Below are 17,451 nucleotides of genomic sequence, written 5' to 3'. Positions count from 1 at the left end.
AGCAGTTCCATTCAAAGGAGGTTTGAATGGAACTGCTTTTTTTACATAAAAGGAGGTTTCTCATGAGAACGTTATACCGGATCGTGGTCGGGATTATCAGACAGCAGAATCAACTTCTACTGGTCCAAAATCAGGCGGAAGGGACGGAAGCCGTCTGGAGTCTGCCGGGTGGTGTGATTGAAGCCGGCGAGACGCTGGCGGACGCTTTAAAACGGGAGATGGCAGAAGAAACCGGGCTGTCCGTCGAAACGTTTGAACTGGCTTACTTAACGGAAAACTTCATCGAACAGTTTAACGCGCACAGTCTCGTCACGTATTTTGATTGTTCGGTGACAGGGGAGCTGTCGCTGAACGATCCTGACCGGGAAGTCGTTGCCTGTCAGTGGGTACCGATTGAACAGCTCGAAGACTATATTCTGAATCGTGATGTTCTGGAACCTCTAGAAGATTACCTGAATGAGACATCCAAATCGTATTATCTGTATGAACAGATGATCTGGTGATTTCACAGAATAAAGTCTAAAGATTTTAAAAATCGGGCAAGGAATAAAAAGATAGAGTTTAAGAAACGGAGGAGATAGCATGAAAGTCGTTCAAGTCAATGGATATGGTGGTGTCGAGCAACTCGAAGTCGTCGAACGTCCGGTCCCGACACCAAAAGCCGGGGAAGTCCTGATTGAGGTCAAAGCATGCGGTATCAACAATACGGAAATCTGGATGCGCGAAGGGGCATACGGAACGGACAGTGAGTCGGGCTGGAAACCGGAAGGCGTTCAATTTCCGCGTGTTCCGGGTTCTGATATCAGCGGACGAATCGTTGAAGTCGGGAGTGGTGTTGATCCCTCCCGGACCGGTCAAGATGTCGTCTTATTCCCGTTTACTTCAAGCGGCACAGACGGAACGGAACATATCAGTGAAGATATGGCATTCATCGGCTCGGAATATGACGGCGGATACGCCGAGTATGTCGTCTGGCCGGCAGAACTGTGTTATGCGATGCCGCTTGACGATTACGTCAAAAGTGCTGTTTTCTCGGTCAGTGGATTGACGGCCTGGCACATGAATGAACAAATCCAGTTGCAGCCGGGACAAACCGTCCTCGTGACCGGAGCAAGCGGCGGTGTCGGGTCGTTAAACGTTCAAATCGCTTCCCGGATCTTTGGGGCAACGGTCATTGCTGTCGTCGGTGATTTGAAGATGGAACAAGAGTTGAAACGTCTCGGGGCAACGCATGTTTTGTCGTACCGTTCGGATACACTGACGGAAGAGATTCTTTCCGTGAATGCCGGACCGGTTGACGCCGTGCTTGATGTCGTCGGTGATGCATTATTCAAGACGACTCTGAACGTTCTGAAAAACGGCGGTAAATTCTGTATTTCCGGCTCTGCCGGCGGACAACAGACGAATCTCGATTTCCGGACGCTGTATCTGAAGCATTTGACGTTTTACGGCTCGGTGCTTGGTACACGGGCTGAATTCGGACGGATGCTGGATGCGATTGCGGATGGTAAACTCGAACCGGTCATTGATCGGACATTCCCGCTCGAGGAAGCGGCAGCAGCACAAAGCTACTTCAAAGAAACAGGAAAACTTGGGAAAATCGTATTGCTGCCGAGGCGAAAGTAAAAAGAACTTGATTAAAAAACGTGTCCATTCCTGCTCAAGAACAGCGAGTGAATGGACACGTTTTTTGCATGGAATGCCTTGATCTAACAGCCCGTCAGAAAAAACAGTAAAATAATGAATGAATAGCCATTCATTATATGCTATACTCATATCAAATAATGGCTTTAGGGGGAAAGGGGCTTGTTTCATGGGGACATTTTTACTGATTAACTGGATTGCCTTCCTGCTCGTCGCAGGATACGCGGGTTATTTATTCGTCACGCTCGTCAAAAGCCGGTACGAAGCGATTCGTCGGGGGAAAAAAGCGGAATGGACGCTGACGAACAAAGAGCGTCTGAACGCGGTGCTCGTCAACGTCTTTGGACAAAAGAAACTGCTGAAGGACAAGAAAAGCGGGACGATTCACGTCATGATGTTTTACGGATTTTTACTCGTTCAATTCGGAGCGATTGATTTCATCTGGAAAGGACTCGCCGTCGGACAACGTTTTCCACACATTCCGCTCGGTCCACTTTATCCGATTTTTACATTTTTCCAGGAAATCGTTATGCTCGTCATTTTAGTGGCAGTCGTTTGGGGATTCTACCGCCGCTATGTTGAAAAATTGGTCCGCCTGAAACGGAACTTCATGGCCGGTCTTGCCTTGATTTTCATCGGTGGTCTGATGGTTGCTGTTCTGTTCGGAAACGGATTTTTCCTGGTCTACGAAAATCATTCGACGTTCGGTGAACCGGTGGCGTCGGCCATTGCCTTCTTATTCAGCTGGGTACCGGAGCAAGTTGCGTTTGGATTGTTTGTTTTCTTCTGGTGGGCCCACTTACTGTTCTTACTCAGCTTCATGGTCTACATTCCGCAAGGGAAACACGCCCACCTGATTGCCGGAACAGCCAACGTCTGGCTCGGCCGGACATCAAAAGTCGGACGCCTCGCACCGATCGACCTGTCAGTCATGGAAGAAGCGGAAGACGACGAGGCGGAATTCAGCTTCGGGGTGAACCGGATTGAAGATTTTAATCAAAAGCAACTCGTTGATCTCTATGCCTGTGTCGAATGTGGCCGCTGTACGAATATGTGTCCGGCCAGCGGAACAGGAAAAATACTGTCACCGATGGACCTGATCGTTAAACTGCGGGATCATCTCAACATGAAAACGGCAGCCATCACCCAAAAGTCACCGTGGGCACCGGCGTTTGCCTTTGAAGGATCGCAAGGCAATCAGATTGCGTCACTTGCCGCAGCCGGTCAAATGGATGTCGTCCCGGATTCCTTGATCGGTAACGTCATCACGGAAGAAGAGATTTGGGCCTGTACGACATGCCGGAACTGTGAAGATCAATGCCCGGTCATGAACGAACACGTCGATAAAATCATCGATCTCCGCCGTCACCTCGTGATGATGGAAGGGAAGATGGATCCGGAGATGCAACGGACGATGGCGAACATCGAACGTCAAGGGAATCCATGGGGGATGAACCGGAAAGAACGCGAAAACTGGCGCAAGACGCGCGACGAACTGGTCGTGCCGACGGCGAAGGAAAAGAAAAAAGCCGGCGAAGAGTTCGAATACCTGTTCTGGGTCGGCGCAATGGGTTCGTATGACAGCCGCAGTCAAAAAATTGCGATGGCATTTGCACGGATCCTGAATGAAGCGAACATCTCGTTTGCGATTCTCGGTAACGATGAGAAAAACTCAGGTGATACACCACGCCGGATCGGGAATGAAGTTTTGTTCCAGGAACTGGCGGAAGCGAACATCAAATCGTTTGAGAAATACGATGTTAAAAAAATCGTCACGATTGATCCACATGCCTACAATACGTTCAAAAATGAGTACCCGGACTTTGGGCTCAGTCCGGACGTCGAAGTGTATCACCACACGGAACTGCTCGCGCGGTTGATTGACGACAAACGGATCACACCGATCCATGAGGTCAGTGAACGGGTCGTCTATCATGATTCGTGTTACCTCGGTCGTTACAACGATATTTACGATGCACCACGCTATATTTTGGAGAAGATTCCGGGGATCACGCTTGTCGAAACGGAACGTAACCGGGAAAAAGGTATGTGTTGCGGAGCCGGCGGCGGCATGATGTGGCAGGAAGAAAAAGTCGGCGCACGGGTCAATGTCGCCCGGACGGAACAGTTGTTGACGGTCCAGCCATCCGTCATCGGATCGGCTTGTCCGTACTGTCTGACAATGCTCAGTGACGGAACGAAGGCGAAAGAAGTCGACGAACAGGTCGCGACGTACGATGTCGTCGAACTGCTCGAACGGTCAATCGTCGGAACACCGGTCAAAGAAGCGGTTACCAACTGAAGTACCCTTAAAAAACGTAAAAAAAGAATCTAAATCCAAAACGTATTCTCCGGTCGGAGGATACGTTTTTTGCCGTTCCCTAATAAGCATAACGTTGTTGTGTACGGTTTAACCGTGATATGATGAAATTACTATTTAACGGAATGGGAGGTGAGGATCTTTGGGAAGGCGTTGCTTAAAATCGGTCAGGTCGCGGAGGCCACCGGCTTATCAAAACGGACCATCGACTACTATACATCGCTCGGTTTATTAACAACAGAGCGGACGGCGGCCGGTTACCGGCTGTATACGGAAGATGTCATCCAGCATATTCAAAAGATTGAGTATTTGAAGACACAACGGCTTTCCCTGCAAGAGATTCTTGCTTTCTTCACCGAGCGTGAAGTCAAAACGGGCGATGCCATTTATCAAGAAGTGCAGCAGCTTCAAGAAAGCGTCAACGGGCTCGAACAGCGTTTATTGCAATCGACCGACTATGAGAAACAGGAGATTCGTCTCGAACTGTCTCAACGTCTGACATTGATTGCTTCCCTGATTGCTCAGCTGTAACAATAAAATGGAGGTGACCCCTGTTTAGGGGATTTTGGATACTATATTATTTATTAATTTATTTTTAGTGGTGTTATTGATCGTGTTGACCGCGTTTTTCGTCGGATCAGAGTTTGCGGTCGTTAAGGTACGGATGTCCCGTCTGGATCAAATGATTCAGGAAGGAAACAAGAGTGCCATCCTGGCGAAAAAGATTGCCGGAGACCTCGATTATTACTTGTCGGCCTGTCAGCTGGGAATCACGGTGACAGCACTTGGTCTTGGGGCACTCGGTGAACCGACCGTCGAAAAAATCCTGCACCCGGTGTTTGATGAATTCGGTGTCTCGGCTGCCGTCTCGACCTTCTTGTCGTTCGGGATTGCCTTTGTTTCCGTGACGTTCCTACACGTCGTCATCGGAGAACTGGCACCGAAGACACTTGCGATTCAATACGCGGAAAAGATGACGTTACTGTTTGCCCGTCCACTGTACATTTTCGGGAAAATCATGTATCCGTTCATTTGGTTACTCAATGGTTCGGCCCGCTTTTTCCTTGGATTATTCGGTGTCAAACCGGCTGGTCACGAACAAGCCCACTCAGAAGATGAATTGAAAATCATCATGGCACAAAGTTTTCAAAGCGGAGAAATCAATCAGACGGAACTCGCACTGATGCAGAACGTGTTTGCGTTTGACGAGCATGTCGTCAAAGATTTGATGGTGCCGCGGATGCGGATGGCGACAATCTCAGAACGGTTGTCAAAAGACGAGCTGATGGAAATCTTCATGGATAATCCGTTTACCCGTTATCCGGTGACGGAAGAAAATGATAAAGACCGGATTCTCGGTTACATCAACGTCAAGGAGATGTTGACGGATTTCGCCAACGGAAACAATCATCCGGTTACACATTATGTGAAGGATTTACCGGTCGTCTCGGAAGTCACGTCGCTGCAAGATACGTTGCGGAAGATGAAGAAAACACGCTCGCATATCGTATTGGTCGTCGACGAATACGGCGGAACGGCCGGAATCGTCGCGATGGAAGACTTACTCGAAGAAATCGTCGGTGAAATCCGCGACGAGTTTGATACGGATGAAGTCGAAGAAATCCAGGAGTTGCCGAACAATGAATACCTCGTTGCCGGTACCGTGTTGCTTGAAGATCTCGAAGCCCGATTCGGTCTGACGTTTACGAACGATGAAGACGTCGATACGATCGGTGGCTGGATTCAGATGCACAACATCGATCTGCAACCGGGAGAACACATTGATACGGAATCCTTCTCGGTCGAAGTGATGGAGATGGAGAACTATCAAATCAACCAGATCAAATTGTGGTTACACCCGCTCGAACGAGCAGAATAATCCGAAGTGTCTTTCGTCTCGTACGAAAGACGCTTTTTTTTTCGGTAAGACGTCAGTCGGAAAATGAAGTTTAAAACGAATGTGCAAAGAATGAACACGTTGGTAGGGAAACGGGGGCGGGAGCGGGAAAGAGTAAGGAGAGGGAAAATTATTTTTTTTGAGAAGGGAGACGTCCAGTGCTCGAGCAAATCCCGTTTTTACTCAGCCGCTTAGGCATGTTAGCCTTATTGGCTTTTTTATTGTCACAATGGCGCATATCACGCCATTTGTTTCAAACGTCGTCGCGCCGCAGTCATCGTTTTATTTTACTGAGTGTGTTTGTCGTATCGGGTATTTTGATGAACTATGCCGGAATTGGTCTTTCGGCTGATAAAACGATTGATCCGTTACTCGGGTTAGCCGTTTCACCGGAGCAATGGATTGTCGACACCCGATTGACGATCATCGTCACCAGCGGTCTGCTGGGGGGACCGCTCGTCGGTGGTTTGACCGGTTTGCTGGTCGGATTTCACCGCTATTATCTCGGTGCATCCGGTGCGGAATCGGCTTGGGTCATTGCGGTCGGAACCGGATTGTTGAGCGGGGTGTACAGCCGCCAGTGGCGCAGGAAAGACGGTTATTCCCTGCTCCAGCCGATCGGCATCGTCTTAAGTGCCGTCCTCCTCGATATTGGAGTCGCATTGATTTTGGCCCCGGATCAGGCGCGTGTGTTGGAGTTGACACGTCAAGCTGTCTTCCCGATGTTATTTACGAATGCAGTCGGAATCAGTGTCTTCATTGCCATCTTACGGACGCAATTGAAGCTCGAGAACGAATTGTTCGTTCGCGAATCCGCACGTTCCTATCGTTTACTGGATGCGATTCGTCCGCTACGTAAAAATGGCATGACGGTTGATGTCGCCCGGCAAATCGGATCGACCATCCTGGAAGAAACGAAAATCAACCGGGTCGTTTTACTTGGACCGGATGGGATTTTAGCCGATGTCCGGACGGGACACGATACAGCCGATTTATTCCAGCATCAGACGATTTTGGACTGGGTGGAGACAGCTGTCGTTTACCGGTCGGAAGATGAGTTGACACGTCAAATCATCTCGTTTCATCCACTACTCATCGAGGGGAAGAAAGCGGGCATCGTCTGTTGGTTTCCGGCCCACCTGTTCGATGATACGATGGAGCGGACGATGGAACAGTTGGTGGATCTCCTGGCACGCGAACTCGTCGTTCACCAAGAAGAGCAACTGAATCAATTTCCAAACACCAGCATCAAACCGATTCTGAGTCCGAACTATCTCCTCGGCATCGTCGATGAAATCCATCAGACAGCTGATCCGGATACCCCGGTCAAACACCAACTCGGAGCATTGCGACAGCTACTGACGACCGCACGACGACTTGATCTGTATCCTTTGCGTGAAGAATTACTGACCTTAAAATCGTATCTGTCGCTGGAAGGAATCCGCCGGCATCATCCATTGACACCGGCCGCGGTTACGATTGATTTGGATATCGAAACGGCTGTTGAAGAGCATTTTGTTTTTCCGTTGCTCGTGACACAGCTGGTCGATAATGCATTGCGGCATGCGTTTCCCGAAAGCGGTCCGTATCACCGGATTGATGTCCGGGCATTTCAGGAAGGAACACACTGGATGCTTGAAGTGTCGGACAATGGAGTCGGTGTACCGGCTGAATTCCTGAAACGCTGGGAGCAGGATAAAAAAACGGAAACGAGTAATTTATTTTTATTACGACGTGCCCTTCACCGGAGATACGGGGAACAGGCGAGTTGTATGATTCATTCCCGCCCCGGTGGAACACGTCTGAAACTGATGTTGCCTCTTACGACCGACCGGGTGTAATGATCGTTCGATTCGGATTGCCGGAATCGGACGATTGTTTTTTTTTAGCCAATCCTGGGTAAAAATGAAAGCAAGAGTAGATCGATACAGGAGGATAAGCGCATGATTACAACAAAAGAAGTCGGGTTTTCCGGCGAGCAGCCGATCATCGCTTTTACATTGATGAATCGTAACGGACACAGCGTGGAATTACTCAATCTGGGCGGGAAAATCACGGCAATCCGTGTTCCGGATCAACACGGGACCATCGAGAATGTCGTCTTGGCCTTTGATGATATGGAAGAATATTTAGAGGATCCCCATCACTTAGGGGCAACGATCGGCCGGGTCGGCGGTCGGATTGCCAACGGTGCGTTTGCATTAGAAGGGATGAACTACATCCTGGAACAAAATGAAGGAGAACATCACCTTCATGGAGGAAGCGTCAACTGGTCGAACCGGTTTTTTGATTATGAAATCGATGGTGAACAGTTACATCTGCTCCTGACGAGCCCGGACGGAGAAAACGGTTATCCGGGTCAACTCGATGTCCGGTTGACAATCGACTGGACGGATGACGACGCTTTGATTATGACGTACCAGGCGACGACGACGGCCTCGACACCGTTCAGTCCGACGAACCACACGTATTTTAATTTGACAGGAAATGCGAAAACAACGATTGAGCAGCACCGTCTCCGGATGGATGCCCCGTTTTACGTCCCGTTAAATGCAGAGTCCGTTCCGACAGGCGAGATTTTATCCGTCAACGAGACGGTCTTTGATTTCCGGACAGCCCGCTCGTTGTATGAAGTGACACATGCGAGTGACGAAGCGTTGCGCCAGGCAGGCAGCGGTGTCGACCACCCGTTTTTATTAAAAGAAGGCGGTGAAATCGTCTTGGAGGAACCGGTCAGTGGTCGGATTTTACGTGTTGAAACCGATCAGCCGGGTGTCGTCGTCTATACCGGAAACCATTTGGCCGGTGAGTTTACGATTGCCGGGCGACGGGCGACACCGTATCTCGGAATTTGTCTCGAAACACAAGGATTGCCGGACGCCATCAATCAGCCCGATTTTCCGTCTGTTGTTTTACGTGCCGGCGAGGTCTATGAAAAACGGACGACGTTCCAATTTAGTCGAGTGCAGTAACGTTTTTTTGCTGACATCCGAAGCGAATGTGGTAGGATAAAGCGAGAAGAATCTAACGGAGGCATAGGAAAATGACTAAAATAGCATGGGTGACCGATAGTATGGCCTATTTCAAAAAAGAAGAGGCGGAAGCAATCGGTGTGAATGTCGTACCAATTCAAATCTTGCTTGGTGAGACAGCCTACAATGAAGATACGATTACGGTCGAACGGTTGTTTCGGGCACTGGAAGCAGATAAAAAGCTGGTCGCCAAAACATCACAACCGATTTTCGGGGAATTCGTCGGGACGTATGAACGCTTAAAAGAAGAAGGATACGACTGTGCGATTGCGGTCCACTGTACGAACGGTCTGTCGAGCACGGTCCAAAGTTCCGCTTCAGCAGCGGAAGCGGCGAGCTTCCCGGTCCACATCATCGATTCGCATACGGCGTTTGAAAATCAGCAGGAGTTCATCCGTTACGGGATGGCACTGGAAGCGGAAGGTAAGTCGGTCGAAGAGATTACGGCGGCTTTACAAGCGTTAGCGAAAAAAACGCACTTTTATATGATTGTCGGGAACATGGAGACGATGCGCCGGGGCGGACGTGTCTCGTCCGGTGATTTGTTCCTCGCAAACCTGCTCAGCATTAAACCGATCATCACGACGGATGAATCGGGAAAAATCGTTCCGTTTAAAAAAGCCCGTTCCCTGAAAAAAGCCTACATCGAAATCATCAAACAGGTCGAAGAAGCGATGCGTCAGCATACGTTTTATAAAAACCGGATTTATGTCGCGACGACGATGGCACCTGAGATGGCAGCCGATTTACGGACACAGGTCGCAACAAAATTCCCGGAATTAACGGTGCTCGACGGCACGTTTGGTCCGGCCATCGGAACACACGCCGGTGCAGAAACCGTTGGCTTGTTCTGGCTGAATGACTAAAAAATAAAAACGAACAAGAACCAGGAATTGTTCCCGTGTGCCGGGGAAAGTCCTGGTTCTTTTTAGATGTTCAATGAAACAATGATTCCTAAAAATGCGGCACTGATGCCAAGGAGATAACTGAGTCCGAGGTAAAGGATCAGCGTTTTTCTGTTTTGATTCTGAACGAGTTGCAGTGTCTCGAGCTTAAACGTCGAAAACGTCGTAAAGGAACCGAGAAAACCCGTGCCGAGCAATAACGTCCATGTCGAATCCAAATGCGAACCGATGACGAGACCGAGTAAAAAAGAACCGAGGATGTTGATGACGAATGTCGCGAGTGGAAAATCCTTTTTCCAAAATGTTTTCATCCACTGGCTGACGGCAAACCGGCTGATGGCACCAAAAAAAGCACCGGTCGCAAGAGCAACAAGATTCATGAGGCGTCCTCCTTCTGAAACAGACGTAACCGTCTTGTCCCGAGGGTGTAGCCGAGATAAGACATCAACAAACCGCCGAACAAACTGATGCTGATATAGGCAAAGGCATAACCGTAAAACCCTGCCCGTAACAGTTCGACCGATTCGACGCTGAACGTTGAAAATGTCGTAAAGGAACCGACGAAACCGGTTCCGAGCGCCGTCATCGCGTATTGATGAAGCAACGTCGTCTTAAATAAAAAGTGGGTCGCATACCCTAAGATAAAACAGCCAATCAGATTAATGCTTAATGTCGCCCACGGAAACGTTCCGACGGCAAAATGAGTGACGAGAAGGCTGAGACCATAACGGGCGGAAGCACCGAGGATACCAGCCAGTCCGACTAATATATATAACATCAAAAGCCGCCTTTCTGTCAGTTTTATATTCACCATACGCCTTTCTGAAAACAAGCGTCAAGTTATGAAAGTTAGCGGGAACGCTTCACGTCTTCTCTAAAATGGACGATAAGAAAAGGGTACGAATCCAACAGAAGGAGTTTTGCAGATGGTCTCACCCCTTGAAAGACTGAGTACGAAAATTCTCTCTCGTCTCATTGCTTCATTAATTACAATCGCGCATCCCTTGATTTTTATTTTTGTTCAACTGGACTATGTGCCCATGAGTGTATTTTATCAATTTTTGCTCGGTGGTCTGTTACTGACGGTCGCTTTGCTGGCCGGAAATCGGTTTTTTGGCGATCAGCTTAGCGGAAAATATATTCAAATCGTCTTGACCTACCTGGTGCTGGCACTTGTCCTTGTGACCTTACCGTCTCAAAGTATCTGGACGATTGCTTATCTGTATTTGACGATTTCAGTCATCTACCTCATTCCTCATTTAGTCGTAGTGGCAGGATTGCTCGGATTACTGGAATTGGTACTCTTTACGGTTTTTGGAACGATTCAGTTTTCAAATCTGTTTGATATGATTGTCGCGTTTGTCATCTACCTGATGGTCTTTTCCGCAGCCGCGTTTGTTGCAGTTTTCGGCCGAAATGTCATGCGGGAAGTCAAACGCCAACAGGAGAAGGCGGAGCATTATGCCGCAAGCTCGCAATTGACGCTCGAGCAATCAGCCGCTACAGCAACCGATGTCACGACGTTCACGGCAGGAATGAGTGAAACCGTAGATACGGCGAAAGGGTCATTTGAAAAAATTGATCAGGCGATGCAGATGTTAGCCGATAACTCGTCGAAAAATGCCCAATCTGTCCGGCAGATTAAACGGATGAACACGGATAACGTTGCATTAATGACGGATGTCGCGACAGCCGTCGACCGGGCACTTGCCCTCAGTTCTTCGTCGAAGGTGACGGCTGAACAAAGTCACGCGACCATCAGCGAAGCCGGTGAATCCTTACAAGAACTGACCGCGAGCATGGACGAATCGGTTACGGCGTTTGGACAGCTTGCTGGACGTTTTAAAGAAATTGTTACGATTACTTCCAGCATCAATGCCATCGCGACGCAAACGAACTTATTGAGCTTAAACGCATCGATTGAGGCGGCACGCGCCGGAGAGTTCGGAAAAGGATTTACCGTCGTCGCCCAGGAAATCCGTAATTTGTCGGCACAGACAGCGGCTGCTTCAACGGAAATCAATCAAATCATCGAACGGGTCGATCGTGATGTCATGCAGACCGGTAATTCGATTGATGCCAGTACGAGTTTGCTGCGGGAGCAGGAAGCCCGGATGCAACGGAGTCAAGACGCCTTGCAGACGATTGCAAGCGATTCGAAAGATTCCGTGCAAGCGATCAGCGGAGCACAACAGCAATTCGTGACGATCACGAACAGTCTGACGAACATTGCGCAGGCAACGGAACAACTGGATGCTTTCATGAATCTGTTACTGACGAGCAGTGATCAATTGTCCGGTCTGACACGGTCACAAGTCGAACAAATCGTTGATTTACAGCAGGCAATCCATACGTTAAATGCCACGGCATTAACACTGCAACAGACAGCGCATACCTGACAGGCGTGTACCGATTCGAAAGAGCCGGTACACTTTTTTCGTTTGTCGCAAGTCTTGAAGGGGAACAACTAAAAGGTAAAACAATCAGAGGAGGAAATGACATGAAAGCAGCTTATATTGAACAGTATGGTGGATCGGAACAATTTAAAGTGGGGGAACTTGAGCGTCCGGTCGTCGGAGCAGATGATGTCTTGATTGCCGTTCATGCGGCGAGTGTCAATCCCGTTGATTGGAAGCTCCGTGAAGGGTACTTAAAGGAAATGCTCAGTTATGACATGCCGCTGGTTATCGGTTGGGATGTGTCCGGTGTGATCGAAGAAGTCGGAGCGAACGTGACGGACCTAAAAGTCGGCGATGAAGTCTTCAGTCGTCCGGATATCGCCCGTCAAGGGACATATGCAGAGTATGTCGCAGTCGATGCCCATCTTGTCGTCAAGAAACCGGAAGCCCTGACGTTCGAAGAGGCAGCATCACTGCCGCTCGTCGCCCACACGGCCTGGCAGGTCATGTTTGAAGTGATGGATGCGAAAGCAGGAGATAAAATCTTTATCGGGGCCGGTTCAGGCGGTGTCGGTACAGTCGCCATCCAGCTCGCAAAAGCACACGGTCTGCATGTCATTACATCAACGAGCACTAAAAACGTCGACTGGGTCAAAGCGCTCGGAGCGGATGAAGTCATCGATTACAAACAGCAGGATCCGGCAGAAACTGTCCGCGATCTGGACTTTGTGTTTGATACGATGGGCGGCGACGGACAAGCGAAGTTGTACCAGATGCTGAAACCAAACGGAATGCTTGTCTCCATCTCGACACCGCCGGATGAAGAACAGGCAAAACAGGCGGACGCGCGTGTGGCGTATGTCTTCATGCAACCGACAGGAGAGCGGCTGCAACATATCGCACAAGCCGTTGAGCGTGGTGAATTAAAACCGGTCGTCGATCGGATTTTTGATTTGGATCAAATCAAAGAAGCGCACGATTATGGAGAAGAAGGTCATGCGAAAGGGAAGATTGTCATTAAAGTGAAGTGAGACAGATGAAAAGCCGGTTTCCTTTTTGAAGGAGCCGGCTTTTGGTGTGTCGTCTAACAGACCTGTTCGGATTCGAGCAACCGGTCGAGTAACTGTAATGTCTCCGGGTGATCGATCAGCATCTGTTGGAGGTGTGACCGTTCCGCCAGTAAAAACTCCCGGTAGATACGCGCCGCCTCCATATGTGTGTCAGGAACGAGAACACCATAAATGGCTTCAAGGCGTATGCGCGGAGTTTCCGGTAAATAGTCAGCAACCGTTTTTAAGCCGAGCTGTGCCCGGTCGGGAACATACCGATGTAATAGGACCTTGGCAAATTTGATCAGTGCGCTGCGTAACATCTCGACTGCCCATAAGGCATTTCCACGCCCGGCTGCTTTTTGATACTGGAACAGGAACCAGACGGAATCAATCGCTTCATCCGCAGCTTCCTGTGTCCCGAGTGCTAAAGAGGATGTATCGACGTACGCCTCGAGTTGTCCTTTCGGATCGTACAGGACACGAATCGTATCGGAATGGTTTAACGATTCGCGCGTCACCGTAAACAGGTCGACATGCAGGAGATCATCGTATACGACAATCAGTTGCGGGGCGACAATGAAGATGTCGTCTTTCCAGATGATCGGACGATAGACGGACAGATGTGTCAGTCGACGGGTTAGAAATTTCGCTATCCGCTCTTCGGATACTAAACAGTAAAGGTCGATATCCGAATAGACATCTTCTTCACCGCGTCCAAATGAACCCTTCAAAAAAATGGCTTCGACAGCCGGATCTTGCTTTAAGCGTGCTACTAACTGTTCAATCGCATGAAGTTGATGCATGGGTTTCGCTCCCTTATGTTAGTCTATTCCGTCAGTATACGTGAAATAAGGCAGAATATCCCATAAAAAAGAGCGATTCATTTAAAATGAATCGCTGGTACTAGAAATAGTGACATCTTGAAGCATGTCTTTCTGAGCCAAATGCTCGACATGCTTTTCACCCCAGGCATTGATGGCATTTAAAACAGGAATCAGTGTTTTACCGTAGTCCGTCAGTGAATATTCGACGCGGGGCGGGACGACCTGATAGATTTCCCGGTGGACGATATCGTTCAGCTCGAGTTCCCGGAGCTGAGCGGTTAACATTTTTTGCGTGATATTCGGGAGATTTCGCTTCAGTTCGCTGAACCGGAGCGTGTCGTGGGTGATCAGTTCGAGCAAAATCGACGGCTTCCATTTCCCGGTCAGGATTTCGAGTGCCGTCTCGACGCGGCAGCTTGGTGTCTCTTCCATGGCTGTTCCTCCTTCATGGTATCGTTTAGGATACTATACCACTTCTTTGTGCCTACTTCCGTTCCTGTCACTTCTGACTGATAATGAAGATACGAAGCGAACTTATGAGGAGGAAGCAAGATGAACATCAATCCAAACATTACACTCGGACCGGTCAGCTTACGGATTACCAATCTGAAACAATCGATTGCGTTTTACCGGGATGCACTGGGATTAACGGTTTTAACACAAGACGAACAGACGGCAACACTTGGCGCGAAGACGACACCACTCGTCATTCTGGAGCAACATAGCATGGCAAAACAACTTCCAAAAAATTCGGTGGCGGGATTGTATCATTTCGCGATTTTATTACCGAACCGAAAAGAACTCGGATTTGTCATCCGGAATCTGATTGCCCAAGGAATTGAACTCGGGCAAGGGGATCATCTCGTCAGCGAAGCTTTTTATTTATCGGATCCGGACGGAAACGGGATTGAGATTTATGCCGACCGTCCGCGTGATACGTGGACGTACGAAGCAAATGGAGACGTCAAAATGACGACAGATCCGGTCGACTGGCAAAGTATGCTCGTCGAGGCAGGAGAGGAAGACTGGTACGGCATGCCGGAAGATACCGTCATGGGACATGTCCATTTCCATGTGAAGTCACTTGAAGCGGCCCGGAAGTTTTATGTCGAGACACTTGGGTTTGATGTCGCAGCGGACGCGTCCCGGATGCGGGCGTTGTTCCTGGCTGCCGGCGGCTACCACCACCATATCGGAACGAACGTCTGGTCAGGTGTCGATGCACCGAAAACACCCGATGATGCGGTTGGTCTGACCTACTGGACATTGATTTATCCGGATGCTGCTTCGCGTGAAACAGCAGTCGCAGCACTGGAGCAATCTCCTTACGAAGTCAACCGGCAAGAGGATGCAGTCTACGTCACGGATGATGCCGGAATTACTGCCCGTTTGCTCTCTAAAGAATGAACAATCGATAGAAAAAAGATGGCCTCAAAAGTCATTCTCTATAACGATAAGGGGGCAGAATAATAATCTGCCACCCTTATCTCGTAAAAAAAGAATCACTCGCTTCACGCAACTTCTGCAGGAAAAAGCGCATTTTGCGCTGTCAGAGACAAACAAGACCCGGTTCCCTGCCTGAATGAGGCGGGAAACCTGGTTTGTGTCTCGCCTGAGAAAAGGGCGTGAAAAGTCGAGTGATTCTTTTTTGCGTGAGTCCATTTTAATGTCTGTTAATTTTGACCGGATAAAGCTGAGGGAGCATTGCCGTCATAACGGCTGATCAGTTCATAAGGCCGGACTTTATATAAGGCATGCGGGAAGTAGTGCGGGTCCATCGCATCGAGCGTTCGCAACTGGAAGTGTTCCCGTTTGATATACGTGTCGATGTTCTCCCGGTTCAAGTCGAAGAAGCCGACCTCTGCCGTCTCGCCTTCTTGCGGACGGAGTTCGCCGCCGGTATACGTACCGCGGAAAGCGACACAGAGGACGTGACTTGAGACGTTTTGATAGATACCGGTAATACCTTCAATCGTGACCTCCGCTCCGGTTTCTTCTTTGACTTCCCGTTTAACAGCATCGAGAATCGATTCGTGGTTCTCGACTTGTCCACCCGGCATTTCATACGTGTCACCACGATGGAGATTTCGGACGAGTAGGACTTCGCCGTCTTCATTTGTAATATAAGCGGTGACACTGACGATGGCGCGTGGCGGAGCATAGACGCCGGTTGCCGTCAAAAAGTCTTCCGTTGATTTAATATAAAGGTTTTTTCCGAGACGGGCGCGTTTTTTCATCGCTTCGCGGCGTAACGTGCTGCCACGGACGTCCCGGTCGACTTGTTCGTAATGTTCACGATCACGGTATTCCCAGATCGCAATGACTTCATCTTCTGCTTCATTCACCCAGCGGCCGACAAGACGGGCGCCGTGGCTGATTTGTAAAGGGTAGAGATACGTGTGAAAGAACTCGGTAAATTCCTGCAGTCGTTCCGGGCGGATCGTATAGGTCTTCCGGCGATGTAACATGGAAATTCCTCCTCTATCTTTTAAGCAGTTAGGTTCCTTGACTACCTTCTCGCATCAGGTGGAATATCCCTGCCTGTTTCTCCAATTCGACGTGCATTTTGCAATAAAAGAAAAACTAAAGAAAAGAAGATGGCTCAACTCAAGAAAATTCGGGCATACTTTAATATAGAGAGAAAAAAGGACGTGAGAGAATGGTAGATGTTATGGCATTGGTCCGATTAGCCGGTGGGATTATGTTTACGCCGCTGTCAGATGACGTCCTGATGATGGGATATGCTGCGTTACGGGTTCGGGAAGGAATTCATCCGGTATTGATTTGGTTAGCCGCCTGGCCTGTCTTTTTCATTGCCTTTGCCTGGTTCTATCTGCTGGCACGTTTTTTTCGTGAAATTCCACTCGTCAAACGGTTGATGAAATCAAAATTCCTGGAGCAGGCTGAATCGATTTTAGAGCGTCGTGGGTTATGGGCGATCGGTTTATCCTTTTTCTTACCTGGAGTCCGGCATCCGATTCACTATGTCGCCGGATTGCTCGGTTATCCGTTACCGCGGTATTTAGCAATGACATTCGTTGCGGCAGGGCTGTACACCGGATTATGGACGTTCTTGATTGTCCGAATCGGTGAAGTCGTCACCTGGTCGGAACTGGGAATGTGGTTAAGTGAACATCCAGGTATGGTACTTCTGATTATCGCGGCGTTATTGACGATTATTATTTCCGGTGTCGTGCACGCAAAACGGCGAAATCGTCTAAAAAAAGAAGAAGAATTCGTCCCGGAATAAAAACATCCCCTTCAGAAATGATTCCTGAAGGGGATGTTTGTGGTTTAGGTGTAAACTCTTATGCGTTTTGACGTTTGCGAGCGAGGACGATTCCGGCTGCACCGAGTGCGAGACCGAAGAGTGCGATT

The 17,451-nt window shown here is 49.1% G+C and carries 17 protein-coding genes; 12 read left to right on the top strand and 5 right to left on the bottom strand.

The window, feature by feature from the left end; all coding sequences use genetic code 11:
* The first annotated feature begins 62 nt into the window (after nucleotides 1-62).
* From DVG79_RS13125 to DVG79_RS13090, 8 genes are all read left to right on the top strand, one after another.
* A complete protein-coding gene (locus DVG79_RS13125; RefSeq protein ID WP_158537540.1) occupies nucleotides 63-503 on the top strand; it encodes an NUDIX hydrolase in 441 nt (146 codons plus the stop codon).
* 79 nt (nucleotides 504-582) lie between these two features.
* Nucleotides 583-1,626, top strand: a complete 1,044-nt coding sequence (locus tag DVG79_RS13120; RefSeq protein ID WP_114597130.1) for a zinc-binding dehydrogenase — start codon at nucleotides 583-585, stop codon at nucleotides 1,624-1,626.
* A gap of 187 nt (nucleotides 1,627-1,813) precedes the next feature.
* Nucleotides 1,814-3,946, top strand: a complete 2,133-nt coding sequence (locus DVG79_RS13115) for a (Fe-S)-binding protein (RefSeq protein ID WP_114597129.1) — start codon at nucleotides 1,814-1,816, stop codon at nucleotides 3,944-3,946.
* A gap of 171 nt (nucleotides 3,947-4,117) precedes the next feature.
* Nucleotides 4,118-4,495, top strand: a complete 378-nt coding sequence (locus DVG79_RS13110; RefSeq protein ID WP_233494606.1) for a MerR family transcriptional regulator — start codon at nucleotides 4,118-4,120, stop codon at nucleotides 4,493-4,495.
* Between the two features lie 34 nt (nucleotides 4,496-4,529).
* Complete coding sequence (locus DVG79_RS13105; protein ID WP_114597127.1) at nucleotides 4,530-5,843, top strand: hemolysin family protein; 1,314 nt, start codon at nucleotides 4,530-4,532, stop codon at nucleotides 5,841-5,843.
* Between the two features lie 176 nt (nucleotides 5,844-6,019).
* On the top strand, nucleotides 6,020-7,702 hold the full coding sequence (locus DVG79_RS13100) for a LytS/YhcK type 5TM receptor domain-containing protein (protein WP_114597126.1): 1,683 nt from the start codon (nucleotides 6,020-6,022) through the stop codon (nucleotides 7,700-7,702).
* Between the two features lie 102 nt (nucleotides 7,703-7,804).
* Complete coding sequence (locus DVG79_RS13095) at nucleotides 7,805-8,833, top strand: aldose epimerase family protein (protein ID WP_114597125.1); 1,029 nt, start codon at nucleotides 7,805-7,807, stop codon at nucleotides 8,831-8,833.
* Between the two features lie 71 nt (nucleotides 8,834-8,904).
* The gene (locus tag DVG79_RS13090) at nucleotides 8,905-9,759 is read left to right on the top strand and encodes a DegV family protein (protein WP_114597124.1); all 855 of its coding nucleotides are present in this window, start codon (nucleotides 8,905-8,907) and stop codon (nucleotides 9,757-9,759) included.
* 62 nt (nucleotides 9,760-9,821) lie between these two features.
* On the opposite strand, the gene crcB (DVG79_RS13085) is transcribed toward DVG79_RS13090, so the two are convergent.
* Nucleotides 9,822-10,178, bottom strand: a complete 357-nt coding sequence (crcB, locus tag DVG79_RS13085; RefSeq protein ID WP_114597123.1) for a fluoride efflux transporter CrcB — start codon at nucleotides 10,176-10,178, stop codon at nucleotides 9,822-9,824.
* Nucleotides 10,175-10,576 carry a fluoride efflux transporter CrcB gene (crcB, locus tag DVG79_RS13080; protein WP_114597122.1) on the bottom strand — a complete coding sequence of 134 codons (402 nt, stop codon included), beginning with the start codon at nucleotides 10,574-10,576 and terminating at the stop codon, nucleotides 10,175-10,177. The genes crcB (DVG79_RS13085) and crcB (DVG79_RS13080) overlap by 4 nt, the downstream gene beginning before the upstream one ends.
* Nucleotides 10,577-10,838: 262 nt before the next feature.
* Between crcB (DVG79_RS13080) and DVG79_RS13075 the strand changes: the two genes are divergently transcribed.
* A complete protein-coding gene (locus DVG79_RS13075) occupies nucleotides 10,839-12,197 on the top strand; it encodes a methyl-accepting chemotaxis protein (protein ID WP_233494605.1) in 1,359 nt (452 codons plus the stop codon).
* Nucleotides 12,198-12,298: 101 nt separating this feature from the next.
* Nucleotides 12,299-13,228 carry an NADP-dependent oxidoreductase gene (locus tag DVG79_RS13070; RefSeq protein WP_114597120.1) on the top strand — a complete coding sequence of 310 codons (930 nt, stop codon included), beginning with the start codon at nucleotides 12,299-12,301 and terminating at the stop codon, nucleotides 13,226-13,228.
* A 53-nt stretch (nucleotides 13,229-13,281) separates the two neighbouring features.
* Here DVG79_RS13070 and DVG79_RS13065 read toward each other — a convergent pair whose 3' ends face one another.
* Together DVG79_RS13065 and DVG79_RS13060 are read right to left on the bottom strand one after the other, a co-directional pair.
* Nucleotides 13,282-14,052 carry a nucleotidyltransferase domain-containing protein gene (locus DVG79_RS13065; RefSeq protein WP_114597119.1) on the bottom strand — a complete coding sequence of 257 codons (771 nt, stop codon included), beginning with the start codon at nucleotides 14,050-14,052 and terminating at the stop codon, nucleotides 13,282-13,284.
* An 81-nt stretch (nucleotides 14,053-14,133) separates the two neighbouring features.
* A complete protein-coding gene (locus DVG79_RS13060) occupies nucleotides 14,134-14,505 on the bottom strand; it encodes a winged helix-turn-helix transcriptional regulator (protein WP_114597118.1) in 372 nt (123 codons plus the stop codon).
* A gap of 120 nt (nucleotides 14,506-14,625) precedes the next feature.
* Between DVG79_RS13060 and DVG79_RS13055 the strand changes: the two genes are divergently transcribed.
* Nucleotides 14,626-15,480: a VOC family protein gene (locus DVG79_RS13055; RefSeq protein ID WP_114597117.1), complete on the top strand. Its 855-nt coding sequence runs from the start codon at nucleotides 14,626-14,628 to the stop codon at nucleotides 15,478-15,480.
* A gap of 266 nt (nucleotides 15,481-15,746) precedes the next feature.
* On the opposite strand, the gene DVG79_RS16330 is transcribed toward DVG79_RS13055, so the two are convergent.
* Complete coding sequence (locus DVG79_RS16330) at nucleotides 15,747-16,541, bottom strand: NUDIX domain-containing protein (protein WP_114597116.1); 795 nt, start codon at nucleotides 16,539-16,541, stop codon at nucleotides 15,747-15,749.
* Between the two features lie 191 nt (nucleotides 16,542-16,732).
* On the opposite strand from DVG79_RS16330, the gene DVG79_RS13045 reads away from it, so the two are divergent.
* Nucleotides 16,733-17,323: a DedA family protein gene (locus DVG79_RS13045; protein ID WP_114597115.1), complete on the top strand. Its 591-nt coding sequence runs from the start codon at nucleotides 16,733-16,735 to the stop codon at nucleotides 17,321-17,323.
* The last annotated feature ends 128 nt before the right edge of the window (nucleotides 17,324-17,451 follow it).

This window comes from Exiguobacterium sp. RIT594 (genome assembly GCF_003339585.1).
In the GTDB taxonomy this organism is placed as follows: domain Bacteria; phylum Bacillota; class Bacilli; order Exiguobacteriales; family Exiguobacteriaceae; genus Exiguobacterium_A.
Note: the sequence above shows the minus strand (reverse complement) of the source record. Positions and strands in the feature narration are given on the sequence as shown.

Excerpts from the sequence above, each read along its gene's own strand:
- DVG79_RS13125 (WP_158537540.1), top strand. The coding sequence starts at position 63 with ATGAGAACGTTATACCGGATCGTGGTCGGGATTATCAGACAGCAGAAT.
- DVG79_RS13120 (WP_114597130.1), top strand. The coding sequence starts at position 583 with ATGAAAGTCGTTCAAGTCAATGGATATGGTGGTGTCGAGCAACTCGAA.
- DVG79_RS13115 (WP_114597129.1), top strand. The coding sequence starts at position 1,814 with ATGGGGACATTTTTACTGATTAACTGGATTGCCTTCCTGCTCGTCGCA.
- DVG79_RS13095 (WP_114597125.1), top strand. The coding sequence starts at position 7,805 with ATGATTACAACAAAAGAAGTCGGGTTTTCCGGCGAGCAGCCGATCATC.
- DVG79_RS13090 (WP_114597124.1), top strand. The coding sequence starts at position 8,905 with ATGACTAAAATAGCATGGGTGACCGATAGTATGGCCTATTTCAAAAAA.
- crcB (WP_114597123.1), bottom strand. The coding sequence starts at position 10,178 with ATGAATCTTGTTGCTCTTGCGACCGGTGCTTTTTTTGGTGCCATCAGC.
- crcB (WP_114597122.1), bottom strand. The coding sequence starts at position 10,576 with ATGTTATATATATTAGTCGGACTGGCTGGTATCCTCGGTGCTTCCGCC.
- DVG79_RS13075 (WP_233494605.1), top strand. The coding sequence starts at position 10,839 with ATGAGTGTATTTTATCAATTTTTGCTCGGTGGTCTGTTACTGACGGTC.
- DVG79_RS13070 (WP_114597120.1), top strand. The coding sequence starts at position 12,299 with ATGAAAGCAGCTTATATTGAACAGTATGGTGGATCGGAACAATTTAAA.
- DVG79_RS13065 (WP_114597119.1), bottom strand. The coding sequence starts at position 14,052 with ATGCATCAACTTCATGCGATTGAACAGTTAGTAGCACGCTTAAAGCAA.
- DVG79_RS13060 (WP_114597118.1), bottom strand. The coding sequence starts at position 14,505 with ATGGAAGAGACACCAAGCTGCCGCGTCGAGACGGCACTCGAAATCCTG.
- DVG79_RS13055 (WP_114597117.1), top strand. The coding sequence starts at position 14,626 with ATGAACATCAATCCAAACATTACACTCGGACCGGTCAGCTTACGGATT.
- DVG79_RS16330 (WP_114597116.1), bottom strand. The coding sequence starts at position 16,541 with ATGTTACATCGCCGGAAGACCTATACGATCCGCCCGGAACGACTGCAG.
- DVG79_RS13045 (WP_114597115.1), top strand. The coding sequence starts at position 16,733 with ATGGTAGATGTTATGGCATTGGTCCGATTAGCCGGTGGGATTATGTTT.